The sequence below is a fragment of the Pseudobdellovibrio sp. HCB154 genome (assembly GCF_046267985.1).
In the GTDB taxonomy this organism is placed as follows: Bacteria; Bdellovibrionota; Bdellovibrionia; order Bdellovibrionales; family Bdellovibrionaceae; genus Pseudobdellovibrio.
This window is the reverse complement of record NZ_CP176530.1, coordinates 2,947,634-2,961,907: the sequence shown is the minus strand read 5'-3', so window position 1 is coordinate 2,961,907 and position 14,274 is coordinate 2,947,634. Positions and strand designations below refer to the sequence as shown.

Here is a 14,274-nt window from a genome sequence, read left to right as displayed (position 1 = left end):
CTTCCTGGACGGCCTTTCTGACGGCATCGTGCCGTCAGAGTTGAATTAGATAGATTGGGCCCAGGCTGATAACGCGTCTTGGGCTTTTTTTATTTGTAGGGTCTTTTTTAATTTTTTATCGCGCTTTAATTGTTTTTTTGTATCTTCGTCTAAAGACGCTGCATCTAACGGCGGTAAAAGCCCGAAGTTGATATTTGTTGGTTGAAAGTTATCAATTCTATATTCATCTGTGATCGCTTCAAGTAACGAACCTAAAGCCGATTCACGCGGAGGTGGTGTGAATGGTTTATCTGATAATTTTTGATGTAAAAATTTAGCCACTAATAAGCCGATGCATGTTGATTCAAAGTAACCTTCAACACCCGTAATCTGACCTGCGAAAAATAACAAAGGGTCGTTTTTGCTGGAAAGGTCTTTATTTAAACGCTTCGGTGAATTGATGAACATGTTTCTGTGAATGCTTCCCAGTTTTAAAAACTCGGCGTTTTCTAAGCCTGGAATCATACGAAATACTTTTGTTTGTTCGCCGTAAGCCATGCGGGTTTGAAAACCCACGATATTGTACGCCGTACCTTCTTTGTTATCTTGGCGAAGCTGAACAACCGCATAAGGGTATCTTCCGGTTTTTGGATTATCTAAGCCCACCGGCTTCATCGGGCCAAAACGTAAAGTTTGTGGGCCACGTTCAACCATCACTTCAATCGGCATACAGCCTTCGAAAAATTCTGTGGTTTCAAAATGTTTAGGTTCGATTTTTCTGGCGTCAGTGATCGCTTGGATAAAAGCGTTGTACTGGTCTTTATCCATCGGGCAGTTGTAATAATCACCGCGAGAGGCATCGACACTTTCAGCGACTTTATCGTAGCGGTTGGCTTTCCACGCGATGTCGGTATTGATACTATCAGCGTCGATAATCGGGGCGATCGCATCGAAGAAATATAAAAACTCATCACCGAAATGTTTTTGTAAACTTTCAGCTAAGCCTTCGTCAGTTAACGGACCTGTGGCAATAACTGCGGGGCGGGGAATCTGATCCAGTGAAGTGACCACTTCGCGTTTAATAGTGATATTTGGGTGTTTTGCAACTTCGTCAGTGACAGCTTGGGCAAAGCGTTCACGGTCGATTCCTAAGGCTTGGCCCGCAGGAACAAAAGCTTCTTTGGCTTGTTTTAAAATATGTGAATTTAATTTTTGTGCTTCCCATTTTAATTGGCCGGGGGCTGAAACTTCGCCCATGCTGCCAAAAGAATTCGAGCACACAAGTTCTGCAAAATTTTCTGTTTTATGAGCGGGTGTTTGTTTAACGCCTCTCATCTCGATTAAATCGACTTTGTATCCCAAATCGGCCAGTTGTAGAGCACACTCGCTGCCCGCTAAGCCAGCACCGACGACGGTAATGTTTTGCTGAAGGCGAATGCCATTATAATCTTTTTGCATAGATGCGAAAACTAAGCTTTCCCTTCGCAAAAAGCAAGCGGATAGGATAGGGTTTTACTGTGAGAGAAAACGATCGTAAGCCTAAATTTAAAACCAGCGCAGAAGTGCTTCAGAGCCTGCTTTCAGGCCGTAATGAGAAGTCTGTGGGCGGTAAAAAACAGGATTCAGGCATTGATCATATGGCCGATCAGTTTTCACGTTGGAAGCTGTGGATGAACTGGAGCGAAGTGGTAGGTCCTACAACAGCGCAATGCTGTGAGCCGGTATCGTTTCATCAGGGTGTTCTGACTTTATGGGTAAAAAACTCGACTTGGCTAACACAGATTAGTTTTATGTCTGAGACTATAAAAAACACCATTAATCAAAAGTATGCTTCGAACATGGTTAAAGAGATTCGTGTGACTATGGATCGTAAAAATGTTCCGCAATCAAACAACCAAGATTTCAAAAACAACTTACAAAAATTTATTAAAAAATAGCTAAGTCGTCTGTGTCATCGTACCGACCATAGTCGTGACACTCTCGCCGTGAGCACCTGTGCGGCTTTCTGGACTTTTTATCCAAACACAAACGCATATACTGAATAAGACGCGCATTTTTATGCGCTAAAAGTTTTATTAAAACATTTCATGGAGAAACTATGAAGCTATTGCTATCGCTTGTGCTGGTTGCATTCATCTCGTCGTGTTCATATTTGGGGTTACGTTCACCAAGTTCTACGACAAAAAAACATTACATCATCACAATGCACGGGGTGCGTGGTAATGCTGAATCGTACGGTGAGTTTCACCAGTTCGTCGGTGATACGCTAAAACAAATCGATCCGGCGTATGAATATGTTCTTTTTAATTGGACTTACCCAGTAGGTGCGGCGGTTAACGATAAAGAAAAAGGTATCGATTGGGAGCCGCACTTAATCGCTGATAAATTTAATAAAGACTTTATCTTAGGTAATGATGGCAAAGACGCTTTAATTCCTGAATTAGGACCAGAGGATAAAATCTCGATCTTGGCTTACTCAATGGGTGGTCAGATGGCGATGACTTGGTATTACGATTCAATGTTTAACTTTAAATTTCACCCATCAATGGCGTACAACGCCGAAGATGCAGCCAAAGTTCAAAGCTACGTAGCTCGTGTTGAAAACGTAGTTGGTCTTGGCCCGGTTTACTGGGGTTCGGTGGATGCAGAACTTGGTTGGTCATTTTTAGAGAACGGAAGCTTAGCTGAAATTCACAAAGTATTACCTAAAGCGAAAGCGTTCTGTGACGATCAAGCTATTCATGGCATCACACAAGGTAAAGGTTTCTGGTCAAACTTATACGAAGGCGCTAAAGAAAAAGTTTGGGGCGACGATAAAAAAGTTTACACGCAAAAAGAAATGAATGACCGTGCCGTAAGAAATGCGTTAATCGCAACTTGTGCTTCGGTAAACAGTGTAGCGAACAACATCATCGTTAAAAACGTCCAAAGCGTTCCTTCAATGGTTGTATCGGGTTTAACTAAAGTGATGAAATCTGTGGGTAATGTAAATCCAAGTGAAATGAATCACATGCGTTTAACTTCAGATGTGATCAATGAACTTCGTGTAAACCGTATTTCTCACTTAATGTTAGATCAATACCGCACAAAATACCGTGCGCGTTGGACATCCATCGTGGGTGTATTCCCATGCTTAGGTAAATCAGATGCAGGTCTTACTTGTAATGGTTTCCAATCTGAAGAGTACAGAAAAGTAAATGAACAGCTTGTGACTATTTTCTCTGGTAATAAACGCCGTGAAACAGATGGTCCGGTGTTCAGCCCAGGTGCTACGGCAGATTTCTTATACTACGTAGAAACTCCGGGTAATGAAGCTAAACCAGTTGCCGAATCAAGCTATGTGAATACAGCTGATTTACAACGTAGTATCAATATTCCGTCTCGTGAAATCTTTGTTGAAAACATGCACGCGACAGTTTTACCTGCGATTGATGGTTTATCAGGTATCTTAGCTCCGGTAGGCGATGCTTTAGCTGGAGGTTTAAGTAAGTTTGATAAATCGTTAGGCGTAGACGTTGTGATCATGAATAAAGAGTGTATTAAGCCAGAAACTTGTAAGCACCCGAACTTCAAACACGTGATCGAAACCTTAACGAACTGTGAAGCCGGTCGTATCGCTTGTAACCAACGTTTAGTGAACAAATACTTCGGTGTTGAATTAGATTCTGACCGCTACAACGAGAATGAAAAACTTCGCTCTGAAATGGGTTCATACGTATTAGTGATGAACATCCGTTTACCTAAATCTTATAAAGGTGACTTATCGTCTCCCGAAAAGATCTTAAAAAATATCACTTTTGGATATAACACAGGTAAACACCAAGGTTCTGATAAGGCTCGTTTAGAAAATCGCCTAGATAATCCAGGCGACCTTTACGCCAACCAAATCGCTCGTTCAAAAGAGATTATGAACTCATACGCGATCGTTAAAGAGTACAACGATTCACGCGTAGTAAGATTATTCTTCTTAGGACGTGCTTGGCCAAAAGATTCTAACAGCGCTCAAGCCCGTGCGCAGTTAAATGACGGTGTACCGGTAAGAATGGCGATCAAGTTTCCTGGTTTAACACCAAGAAATGTAACAGCGAAAGTTCGCCCATCGTATTCAACATACACAGATATCTACATCAAGTAACCTTAACTACCTTTCCCTCGTCGGATGGGTATCGGTCACTTCAAAAGCCTACGTTTAAAAACGTGGGCTTTTTTATTGGTTTTTGAAATATCCGGGTTTGTTTGGCGAGATCCGAACTCGGCAGCACTCATACTCAAGTACTTGCGAGTTAAATAGTCCCACGCTTTTGCAACTCAGCGGGGGTATGGGTCACATAAATCATCAACTTATAAAATATAACTTAAACCACAGTCACGGCGGAAGCCTTCGTCAGTTACGAAAAGGCCGTCAGTATCGCCCGTTGTCTACACGAAAACCGCATCATGTGGTTTTTAAAGCCGACAAAACGGCATTGAAACTAAACTTAAGATCCCCGCGAACTTATAAGTTGGTTAAAAGAATTATTGATCGTTACGCGAAAAGATTTTTTATTAAAGTAGAACAGTGTTCGGTTAACTTTGATCACATTCATTTAAATATTCGTGTTCCTCGCCGGGCGATGTCTCATCACTTTCTAAGGGTTGTTGCCGGACAGATAGCGCAAGAATATCAGAAGGCGAACTTAGTTCGTGAAGTGACCGATACCCCCAGCAAGAAGAAATTTATGAAAGTTTGGAAATTTCGCCCGTTTACGCGGGTTGTGCATGGGTGGAAAGCTTACTTAACAGTTAGAAACTATATTCAACTGAATGAAAAAGAAGTGACCGGTGTGATTCCCTACCAAAAAGAGCGGTTACGAGGGCTTTCAGTGTATCATTGGCAGCAATTATGGAGTTCGTGACCGATACCCCACAGAGTGGTTATTCTTCAACTGAAGATTTGATGATGGATTTGACTTGTTGCTGTTTTTGTCCGGCGCCAAGGATTGATTTTAATCTGTCGTGAATTGAGCGGTCGTTTATTAAGGCTCCTAAAGTGCCTTGGCCGTTGTCGATTTTCTCTAGGATATTATCCATTTTAACCATCGATTTTTCGAGACGGTTACCAGCGAACGCTTGTTTTATTTTAACAGATGATTCGTTTAAGTTACCGGCGGCCTGATCTAATTTGTTGATCAGGCTGGGTAATTTGTTTTGTTCAGCTAAGCCTTTAACGATCGAATTTAAGTTATTTATCGTATCAAATAGCTTTTCACTTTCATTACCACGCTTGCTTAATACCGCTAAGATGTCGTTTCCGTATTCGGCTTTTAGTTCGCCGCGGTTTTGTACCGGTTCGCCCGCTGTGCCCGGAGTAATGTATAAGAACTTATCTCCTAAAGCTCCTTGGGTTCTGATTTCTACGATCGAGTCTGTTTTAATTTTTTTAGCGTAAGTTGAATCCATTAAGAACACCACTTGAACTAAGTTTTTATCTTGATCGTACTCAATAGATTCAACGTTACCGATTTTTACACCGGCTAATGAAACTACGGCGCCATTATTTAAACCCTGAACGGAATCAAAGTAAGTGCTGATGCTGTAAGAGTTTTGAAAAATAGATTTATTAGACCCTAACATGAAAACTGAAACTACTAGAACTAAGATGCCTAACGCTAAGAATGCACCGACTTTGATTTTTGTCATAAGATGTTACCCTCAATAAATTGTTGAATCAGGCTGTTGTCGCGGCTTTTTAATTGGTCAATCGTGCCCTGTTCTGCAATGACTTTATCTTTTAAAAACGCGAATTTATCACAAACCGCCATCGCTGTCGGAATGTCATGAGTTACCAGAATAGCCGTTACGCCCGTAGCTTTAAGACGCAGAATCAGTTCTTGAATTTTTTTAGTATTGTGCGGATCAAGACCTGCTGTTGGTTCGTCATAAAGAATAATATCTGGTTGCATAATCACGGCACGGGCTAAACCGATGCGCTTTTGCATACCACCAGATAATTCTCCAGGATAAAGATTAATTGATTTTTCTAAACCGAATTCAGCTAATTGATGATGAATTTTATCAGCAATAGCCGGTTCAGCTAGATCAGTGTGCGCGCGTAGCGGGTAGGCTAAATTTTCATAAACAGTCATCGAGTCAAAAAGAGCGCCACCTTGAAAGGCATAAGCCACTTTTTTACGAATGGGAATTAACTCTTTTTCGTTAAACGGAGTAATGTCTACGCCATCAATCAGAATTTGTCCTGAGTCAGGTTTTTCTAAACCGATAAGACTTCTTAGAATAACCGATTTACCGGCTCCAGAACCGCCGACTAACCCCAGGCATTCACCTTTTCTTACGTAGAAGCTTACGTCTTGGTGAATCACTTTGGGGCCGAAAGATTTTCTAAAGTTAATCACATCGATTAAAGCCATTGTTCAATCACCCAGAATAATTTTGATAAGAAGAAATCGCCGACAAGAATTAATAATGAAGCTGTTACAACGGCTTTAGTTGTTGCGATACCAACTTCTTTGGTTCCGTTTTTGACATTTAGGCCGAAATAGCAAGATGGCATCGCGATAAAGATCGCAAAGAAAAATGTTTTACCAAAGCCTGCTAAGTAATCTTTTAAATTTGAAGTTTCTAAAACACGACGGTAATAAAACTGCGCATCTAAGCTTAATTCAGCAGATCCAACAACTAAACCACCTAAGTTACCCACTAAGTTGGCGATACTCACCAGTAATGGCAGAACAATTAAACAAGCTAAGACTCGTGGAATAACAATCTTTTTAATCGGAGAAGTTCCGAGTGCGCGAATCGCATCAATCTGCTGGGTTACAACCATAGAGCCGATTTCGCTGGCCATTCCGGCGCCCACACGAGCCGCTAACATTAACGAGGTAAATACCGGGCCCATTTCACGAAGAATCGTTGAAGCCACTAAACGGGGAACGTAGGGTTTTCCGCCGAATTTTTCTAAACCTAAACCGTATTGCAGCGACATCACCATACCTGTTGAAAGCGCTGTGATTAAGATTAACGGTAAAGACTTAACGCCCACTAAATAAATCTGATCAATTAACAATGAGCCATAAAAAGGACGCGTGCGCATTTCATTAAACGTGTCTTTTGCTAAAATAGCGACGCCGCCCAGAAACTCTAATGGTTCCTGGAAACGCTTAGCTATAGCTTGAGACAGGTCTAATTGTTCACTCATTTTTTAAAATCAATCTTTTGTAGAAAATTTTTAAAGTGTTCTTGATTTAACTTAATCTTCTCTGGGTTTCCCGCCAAAGAAGTGACGTAAGTGCATTTGTTATGCTGCAAAGAGTACGACTGAATTTCAATCGCTTTACCTTCAATTTCACCGCGAACCACTTTGTAATAAGACTTGCGGCCGTTTAAAGTTGTTGGTTTTTCTTCAAGAACTTTAACCAGATCTAATGAGTCACTCATTAAGCTGTGAATAGATTTTAAAGAAAAATTTCCTTCGTTACAGTCAGAAACCATTGAAATCACATTACCTGTGCTTTTGTTTTTCCACGCCGGGTAAACGTTATCGTTTAATTGATTAAAATCAGAATTAAATTCAGGAAGCAAAACTTCGTTTGAAAAGGTTGGTTTTGGTTCCTTGAAAATATTGGAAATACATCCCGGAATTAAAAGCAAAATCGCAAATGATAATAACAATTTAGAAAAGAGGTTCATTCACAAAATTATAGAGAGCAAAACACCTAGAGTCTACCTTTAGGTCTAGTCTGGCTAGACCGCAGAAATTGTCGCGCGTTAAACACCCGAACTAAACAGGTCTAGTGATGTCATCACTGACGCCACCGACAACAAGTTGACGGTGTTCAAGGATTTTTTTGCCTAGCCTGAAATAAAACCGCTAACCACGAAAGTGGCATCATGGCACTTGAAATGCTTTGTTCAATATTTGATGAAAAAGCATTTTCTAAATCTATTTACTGCAACGGTTGTCATCTGGGGAATTTTATTACCTAAGTCTTGGTCTGCGAATATGCAAACCGGCTTAAAAATTCAAGGCGACACGTTAAACTTTGAAGTGACCGGGCAGAAAAATTGGGACTACGATTTAAAGCGTATTCAAGACGGTAAAAACGTTAAGATTCAGCTTCAGGTCAAAGGTCTGGATGAAAACTCTACGCGTAATTTAAAAGCGATTCAAAACCCGTTTGTTAAAGATGTCAAAGTTGTTCCTAAAGGCTTAGATGGCTTTACGGTGATCGAATTCGTTTTAATGAACGATACGATCGATGCTTTTGACTATTTAACAGATCAGCCTTCAAAGCTTGTTGTCGATTTCTATAAAAACGATGAGCGTATTAAAGCTCCAGATACTAAAGGTGGCGCTTACGCTGAAGAAGCCACTTTAGATAAAGACGGAAGACCGATTAAAAAAGACAGCAAAGCTAAAAAAGCTGGAAGCAATCCAGGCAAAGTGGCCGCAAATTCGGCTAAACATCAAAGCCCTTCACGTTTTCCAGCGGCGGATACTTTAAAAATTCAGGATGATAACGGCATTTTAACTTTTGTTGAGCAAGATATCGATCTTAAATCAGGTTTATTTGATGGTGGTGATGAAAAGTTTCACCGTTTTAAAATCAAAGAAATCGAAATTAAAAAAAATGCGATCATCAAGGGTTTAGCTAACTACTATTTACGTTTTCCGATGTTAAGCCATGAAATGAACTTCTGGACAGCGATGAAAGCTAATCCGGCACAATATGAAATTCAAGAAGCTAATTTTGACGAAAATAAACAAGCCCGACTTTTAAAAGTTCTTTTTGACCGTAAAAGAACGATGGTTTTAAAGAAAACCACGGAATGGTTTGAAAAGAAATTTCCTAAATCGGTTTATCTGGAACAAATTCTTTTTATGAATGGCGATTCGCACATTCAATTATGGCGCGAAACGGGCGATGCTAAATACTTCGAAGAAGGTATTCAGTTTTACTCAAAAGCCATGTCAGAATACCCACAGTCTAAATTAAATGAACGTACTTCATTATTATTGGGCTTTTTAAACTTAGATAAAAAAGATTACTTAGCTGCGGTTAGAAGATTAAATGCGCATATTGAAAACCCGGCTTACAAGGGCCGCCCATCGCAAGAATATGCTAAACTTGGCTTAGCTCTGGCGATGTTAAATGCGAATAAGTTAGATGATGGCTTAAAACTTTTAGACGACGTTGAAAAAACAACGAAAAACGACATGACTCGTGCTGAAGCAGCTTACCGTCGTGGCGATTTTTATTTTCATCAAGGTAAATACACAGAAGCGGTTGATGCTTTTGATATAGCTTTCAAAAAATATCCAAAATTTTCGCAGTTGTTCCCAAATTCTCACTTTAATAGAATGGAAGCTTTATTCCGTTTAAAAAAGCCAGAGCTTTCACACAAAGAAGCTTTAGAATTCGTGCAACGTTATCCAGCTCATGATTATGCACCTTACGCTTTAACTCGCGTAGGTGAATTGTTAGAAATCTTAGGTGCTGACCAATCTAAATCAGTGGGTGCTTTTTTAGAAACACACTTTCGTTACGGTGATAACCCTAAAACAGTGGTGGCCCGTCTTCATATGTTAAGTACGCGTATGAAAGCGATGAAAGAGCAAGAGGTTAAAGAGACCATTGCTAAGATGAACGAGTTAGCAGAGAAATCTAACTTAGATGACATTCAGCAATTTAAAACAACAATGTTAGCTGATGGTTATGCTCGCCGCAAAGAATTCGGTAAAGCGATAGATATCTTAACTCAGTTCTATCAGCAAGAGCCGAATAAACCGGATTCATACCAAGTGACATTACGTATTTTACGTAACATCAACGATCAAATGAAAGAGTACTCTTCAAAAGATGATTTTGAAAAAGTTCTTAAAACTTACAAAAAATACGCTGACACTTGGTTAAAGACACAGCCGCGTATTGATACAAATTTTTACGTAGCCAAAGCTTACCAAGCTGCAGGTTCGTACAACACAGCTTTAAAACAATACGATAAAGTTCGTAAGCAAATTAGTTTATTAGGTGACGATGCAATTTCTAATGCGATTCGCACTAACCAGGATATACCGACTGAAGATGTGATCCGCTTAATGCAAGCACAATGTTTGTATGAAGATGGCCGTTTTCAAGAATCGTACGAAAAAATGCAAAGCATTCAAAATCCAGATGCTTTATCAGCGCAAGATCAGATTAACCGCGTACACTATGCAGCCTTATTATACGAGAAAAAAGGCGAATTAAATGCAGCTGTTCGTTATTTATCTGAGCTAACTAAAATCTGGAAAGATAAGTCTGAATTATTAGCGCCAAGCATGATTCACTTAGCTGATTTAGAAATTAAGCGTAAACAACCTGAATTAGCGATCGAGCAATTATCTGATCTTATTAATAGTAAAGTGTCTGATAAATACAAATTAGAAGCTTACAAAAAGCTATCTGATGTGGCGATGAATGAAAAGAAAACTGATTTAGCGATTAAAACGATCTCTGATCTACTACAGAAGTTTGAAAGTAAAGAAGCATTAGCTTCTTACAGATACAAATTAGGCGAATTGTATTTCAACCAGGGTGAAATGAAAAAAGCCAAAGATATCTGGGAAGATATCAAAGGCAAAGAATCAAACTTTTGGAGCCAGTTAGCGCAGAACAAAATGCGTGATTCTACTTGGAATGAAGAAAATAAAAAATATTTAAAACGTATTCCAGCAATGTCGAAGTCTGAAAACGCGGAGGATGCAAAATGAGTTTTGCTGAATTTAATTCAGTGAACTGCAGTTCACAAACGATGATCAACTTAATGGTACAACTTGGTAACCCGGCAATCGGTCAATATAAGACCGTAGTTATTTCTGGTGCTGCGGGCTCAGGTCGTAAAACGTTAGCGTTACACTTAAAGAAGATGTATGGCGCCTTAGCTTCTTACGAAATCGTTGAATCGGCTGAATTATCAATTATTGAAGATCAGAAAATTTATATTTGCCAAGACATGGTTGATGTAAAAACTGATAAAGATATTTTAGTAATTCAAATGCCGTCTTTATCTGAAAGAAAAGAAGATTTAATCGCCTTAGCTGAATTTCATATTCAAGTTCACGCTTTAATGAATGGCAAAGGCCGCATTATGATTTCTGAAAAAGCTAAAGAAAAAATCTTAGCTTACGGCTGGCCAGGTGAATTTCCAGAGCTAGAGCGCGTGATGGAGCAAGCGGTAAATGCCTGCGAGAAAAACGTGATCGAACCTGAAGACTTAGCTTTAACAGAAGTTAACCGCGATTTACAATTTTCGGTGGGCTTAAAATTAGAAAACGTAGAGCGCCAGTACATTTTGCAAACGTTATTTTTTGCTCAGCAAAATAGAACTAAAGCAGCCGAGATTCTTGGAATTTCTATTCGTACTTTAAGAAATAAATTAAACCAATATCGCCAGGAGGGTTACCTATGAGTAGTAAGTTGTTCGATTCAACGACAGATGCTCTTGCAACTTCGATCCGCATGCGCCAAATCAGACACAATGTGACGGCAAGTAATATCGCCAATCACGAAACACCTGGTTACAAAGCGCAAAAAGTGGAATTTGAAGAAGCTTTAGCAAAATCTCTAGAGCTTGGCGGAACAGACGGTGGAGCTTTACCGGTAACGGCTGAAGTTTACGATAACCCAGAAGCCGCTGTGAGTAACGATGGCAACACGGTGGATATGGAAAAAGAGATGTCTGCCTTGGCAGAAAACTCGATTTTGTATAAATCGGCTTTGCAATTAATTAATAAAAAAATGGCGGCGCTGAAATACGCGATTGGCGGAGGTAACTAATGTCAGATTTTTTATCGGGCTTTAGAATTAGCGGAAGTGGTATGGCAGCGCAACGTACGCGCATGAATACGATTTCTTCTAACATTGCCAATATTAATACGACGAAAACTCCTGAAGGTGGCCCGTACCGCCGTAAGGACGTGGTTTTTGAGGCGATGCCGGACGGTAAGACGTTTGGAGACATCGTTGGGGTTAATGATCCGACAAAAGATTTTAGCCGGGTCCAGGTCACTGACGTAGTTTACGATAAACGCGGTCCTATCATGAAATATGAGCCAGGCCACGCTGATGCCAATGAAGAGGGTTTTGTAGCTTATCCGAATATCAACTTGATGGAAGAAATGACCAACATGATACAAGCTACACGGTCCTACGAGGCTAACGTACAGGCCGTACAAGCAACTAAAGATATGGCTTTAAGTGCACTGGAAATTGGTAGATAATTAAACTAATAACCCCGAGCAAATATTGCCGGGACCCTAAAAATTGGGAGTAACCATGGACGGTTTAAACATCTCAAATGCGAACAGATTTATCGAGGCTGGCGGCACGCGTGTCGGTTCAGCAGCCGATTTAAATCAAACAGCACAAACAAATGAAGCTGGAAAATCTTTTGCAGATACATTAACTGAAGCCATTGGCCAAGTGAATGAGTTGCAAAAAGAATCTGATGTTAAAGCGCAAGAACTTGCGACTGGAAAAACAGATGATGTTGCCGGTGTAATGTTAGCGGCTGAAAAAGCTGACATCGCATTACGTACAATGGTGCAAGTTAGAAATAAGATCATTGATGCTTACCAAGAAATTATGAGAATGCAGGTGTAATGTGGGGAAGTTGTTTGGTGGTTTAATTGCACAATTAAATGAGTTCTATAAATCGCTTGGTCCGACTAAGCGTATGGCGTTTGTTGCTTCGGGTTTAGCCGTAGTGATGGCGACAGGCTTAGTGTTTTTTATGGCTTCAGGTAAAGACTATGAAGTTTTATTCAAAAACGTGGCGGCTGACCAAGTTCCTGTGATCATCGGTAAGTTAAATGCAAAACAAATCCCTTACCGTGTATTAGAAGATGGTTCTACGATCACAGTACCAAAAGAATTCTTACATGCGACATTAATGCAATTATCTACTGAAGTTGGTTCAACTAACATGGGTAGCATTGGCTTAGAGATTTTCGAAAAAGAAAGTTTCGGAGTTAATTCATATTCGCAAAAAATTAATTACCAACGTGCCCTTCAAGGCGAGTTAATGCGTGCGATTAACACTTTGACAGCTGTAAAGCAGTCAAAAGTGATTTTAGCTCTTCCACAAAAGAAAACGATTATGGAAGAATCAACACCGCCATCAGCGTCGGTTGTTGTCGCGTTAAATTCAGGAAAACAATTATCTCCTGACCAAGTTCGCGGTATCAGATACTTAATAGCCAATGCTGTTGAAGGCATGGACCCAGAAAAAGTAACTGTCTTAGACGAACACGGTAGAATGCTATCTAAAAAAACTGACGGTGCTTTAGGAGCTTCAAATGAAATCATGGAGCTTAAATCACAAGTTGAAAAAGATTTAGAAGAAAGAATTGATTCTATTTTATCTAAAGTTGTGGGCGCTGGCCGTATCGTAACTAAAGTTGATGCGACGATTAACCACAAAGTGGTATCTTCAGTAGAAGAAATCATTGATCCAGATAAAACAGCTACGAAAAGTATGACAACGAATGAAGAATCGTTAGATGGCGCTCGTACAAATCCAACAGGTGTTCCAGGCTCTCGTGGCAATATTCCGGGTGCTGAAGACAACAATGGCCAAGTTGGTTTTAAACAAGATGTAAGAAAAGAATTAAAAACAGTTATGTATGAAGTTCCAAAAACTGTACGTAACGTGCGCGAAGCTGCTGGCGGCGTTGAAAAAATCAGCGTAGCTGTGCTAGTTGACGGTACAAATGTGACTGAAACTGGTGCTGACGGCAAAACCACAACGAAGTGGGTACCACGCTCTGCTGAAGAGATGGCTAAATATGAATCTTTAGTTAAATCAGCGGTAGGTTTCGTGGCTCAACGTGGAGATTCAGTAAAAATTGAATCAATCCAATTCAAAGTTGAAGATTTTTCTGAAAGTGAAATGTTACTGACTAGCTTAGAAAAGAAAAAACTTATCCAGTCTTTATTTAAATGGGGCTTGTTAGGTTTTGCTTTAATGCTTTTCTTCTTCTTAGTAGTACGTCCATTTATGCAATGGGTAACCGATTCTTTCACAGATTCTGTCGAAGATATGTTACCGCGTACAATTGAAGAGTTAGAAGAGTTACAAGCGGTTGATAACACATTACCTGGTTTAGGAAATGTCTTACCGATGCTGCAAGATTCAATGGATCCAGATAAAGCTGAATCTGAGTTATTAAAAGACCGTATTATGAACTTAGTGAATAAAGATGAAGAAAAAGCTTCAAGCGCTATTAATATGTGGGTTGCAAGAAAGGAATAATCT

Annotated in this window: 14 protein-coding genes; 9 read left to right on the top strand and 5 right to left on the bottom strand. The window is 39.9% G+C overall.

Annotated elements, in window-relative coordinates; translation table 11 throughout:
* Positions 1–45: 45 nt before the first annotated feature.
* Positions 46–1,437, bottom strand: a complete 1,392-nt coding sequence (gene trmFO, locus ACKWCF_RS14175; RefSeq protein ID WP_409478256.1) for a methylenetetrahydrofolate--tRNA-(uracil(54)-C(5))-methyltransferase (FADH(2)-oxidizing) TrmFO — start codon at positions 1,435–1,437, stop codon at positions 46–48.
* Positions 1,438–1,496: 59 nt separating this feature from the next.
* On the opposite strand from trmFO, the gene ACKWCF_RS14170 reads away from it, so the two are divergent.
* From ACKWCF_RS14170 to ACKWCF_RS14160, 3 genes are all read left to right on the top strand, one after another.
* Positions 1,497–1,916, top strand: a complete 420-nt coding sequence (locus ACKWCF_RS14170) for a DUF721 domain-containing protein (RefSeq protein ID WP_409478255.1) — start codon at positions 1,497–1,499, stop codon at positions 1,914–1,916.
* A gap of 161 nt (positions 1,917–2,077) precedes the next feature.
* Positions 2,078–4,114 (top strand): hypothetical protein, encoded by a 2,037-nt coding sequence (locus tag ACKWCF_RS14165; protein WP_409478254.1) that lies wholly within the window; start codon positions 2,078–2,080, stop codon positions 4,112–4,114.
* A gap of 184 nt (positions 4,115–4,298) precedes the next feature.
* Positions 4,299–4,874, top strand: a complete 576-nt coding sequence (locus tag ACKWCF_RS14160) for a hypothetical protein (RefSeq protein ID WP_409478253.1) — start codon at positions 4,299–4,301, stop codon at positions 4,872–4,874.
* A 19-nt stretch (positions 4,875–4,893) separates the two neighbouring features.
* On the opposite strand, the gene ACKWCF_RS14155 is transcribed toward ACKWCF_RS14160, so the two are convergent.
* The 4 genes from ACKWCF_RS14155 to ACKWCF_RS14140 are packed head-to-tail and all read right to left on the bottom strand — an operon-like array spanning position 4,894 to position 7,665.
* Entirely contained in the window at positions 4,894–5,658 is a 765-nt protein-coding gene (locus tag ACKWCF_RS14155) for an MlaD family protein (protein ID WP_409478252.1), read from the bottom strand.
* Positions 5,655–6,386: an ABC transporter ATP-binding protein gene (locus ACKWCF_RS14150; RefSeq protein WP_409478251.1), complete on the bottom strand. Its 732-nt coding sequence runs from the start codon at positions 6,384–6,386 to the stop codon at positions 5,655–5,657. The genes ACKWCF_RS14155 and ACKWCF_RS14150 overlap by 4 nt, the downstream gene beginning before the upstream one ends.
* The gene (locus tag ACKWCF_RS14145) at positions 6,377–7,174 is read right to left on the bottom strand and encodes an MlaE family ABC transporter permease (protein WP_409478250.1); all 798 of its coding nucleotides are present in this window, start codon (positions 7,172–7,174) and stop codon (positions 6,377–6,379) included. The genes ACKWCF_RS14150 and ACKWCF_RS14145 overlap by 10 nt, the downstream gene beginning before the upstream one ends.
* Positions 7,171–7,665: a hypothetical protein gene (locus tag ACKWCF_RS14140; protein ID WP_409478249.1), complete on the bottom strand. Its 495-nt coding sequence runs from the start codon at positions 7,663–7,665 to the stop codon at positions 7,171–7,173. Before ACKWCF_RS14140 ends, ACKWCF_RS14145 begins: the two co-directional genes overlap by 4 nt.
* Before the next feature lie 232 nt (positions 7,666–7,897).
* On the opposite strand from ACKWCF_RS14140, the gene ACKWCF_RS14135 reads away from it, so the two are divergent.
* The 6 genes from ACKWCF_RS14135 to fliF are packed head-to-tail and all read left to right on the top strand — an operon-like array spanning position 7,898 to position 14,271.
* Positions 7,898–10,729, top strand: a complete 2,832-nt coding sequence (locus ACKWCF_RS14135; RefSeq protein WP_409478248.1) for a tetratricopeptide repeat protein — start codon at positions 7,898–7,900, stop codon at positions 10,727–10,729.
* Positions 10,726–11,427 (top strand): helix-turn-helix domain-containing protein, encoded by a 702-nt coding sequence (locus ACKWCF_RS14130; RefSeq protein ID WP_409478247.1) that lies wholly within the window; start codon positions 10,726–10,728, stop codon positions 11,425–11,427. Before ACKWCF_RS14135 ends, ACKWCF_RS14130 begins: the two co-directional genes overlap by 4 nt.
* Positions 11,424–11,795 (top strand): flagellar basal body rod protein FlgB, encoded by a 372-nt coding sequence (gene flgB / locus ACKWCF_RS14125; RefSeq protein ID WP_409478246.1) that lies wholly within the window; start codon positions 11,424–11,426, stop codon positions 11,793–11,795. The genes ACKWCF_RS14130 and flgB overlap by 4 nt, the downstream gene beginning before the upstream one ends.
* Positions 11,795–12,238 carry a flagellar basal body rod protein FlgC gene (gene flgC, locus ACKWCF_RS14120; protein WP_409478245.1) on the top strand — a complete coding sequence of 148 codons (444 nt, stop codon included), beginning with the start codon at positions 11,795–11,797 and terminating at the stop codon, positions 12,236–12,238. Before flgB ends, flgC begins: the two co-directional genes overlap by 1 nt.
* A gap of 55 nt (positions 12,239–12,293) precedes the next feature.
* Positions 12,294–12,620 carry a flagellar hook-basal body complex protein FliE gene (gene fliE, locus ACKWCF_RS14115; RefSeq protein WP_409478244.1) on the top strand — a complete coding sequence of 109 codons (327 nt, stop codon included), beginning with the start codon at positions 12,294–12,296 and terminating at the stop codon, positions 12,618–12,620.
* Between the two features lies 1 nt (position 12,621).
* Positions 12,622–14,271: a flagellar basal-body MS-ring/collar protein FliF gene (gene fliF / locus ACKWCF_RS14110; RefSeq protein ID WP_409478243.1), complete on the top strand. Its 1,650-nt coding sequence runs from the start codon at positions 12,622–12,624 to the stop codon at positions 14,269–14,271.
* Positions 14,272–14,274 lie beyond the last annotated feature (3 nt).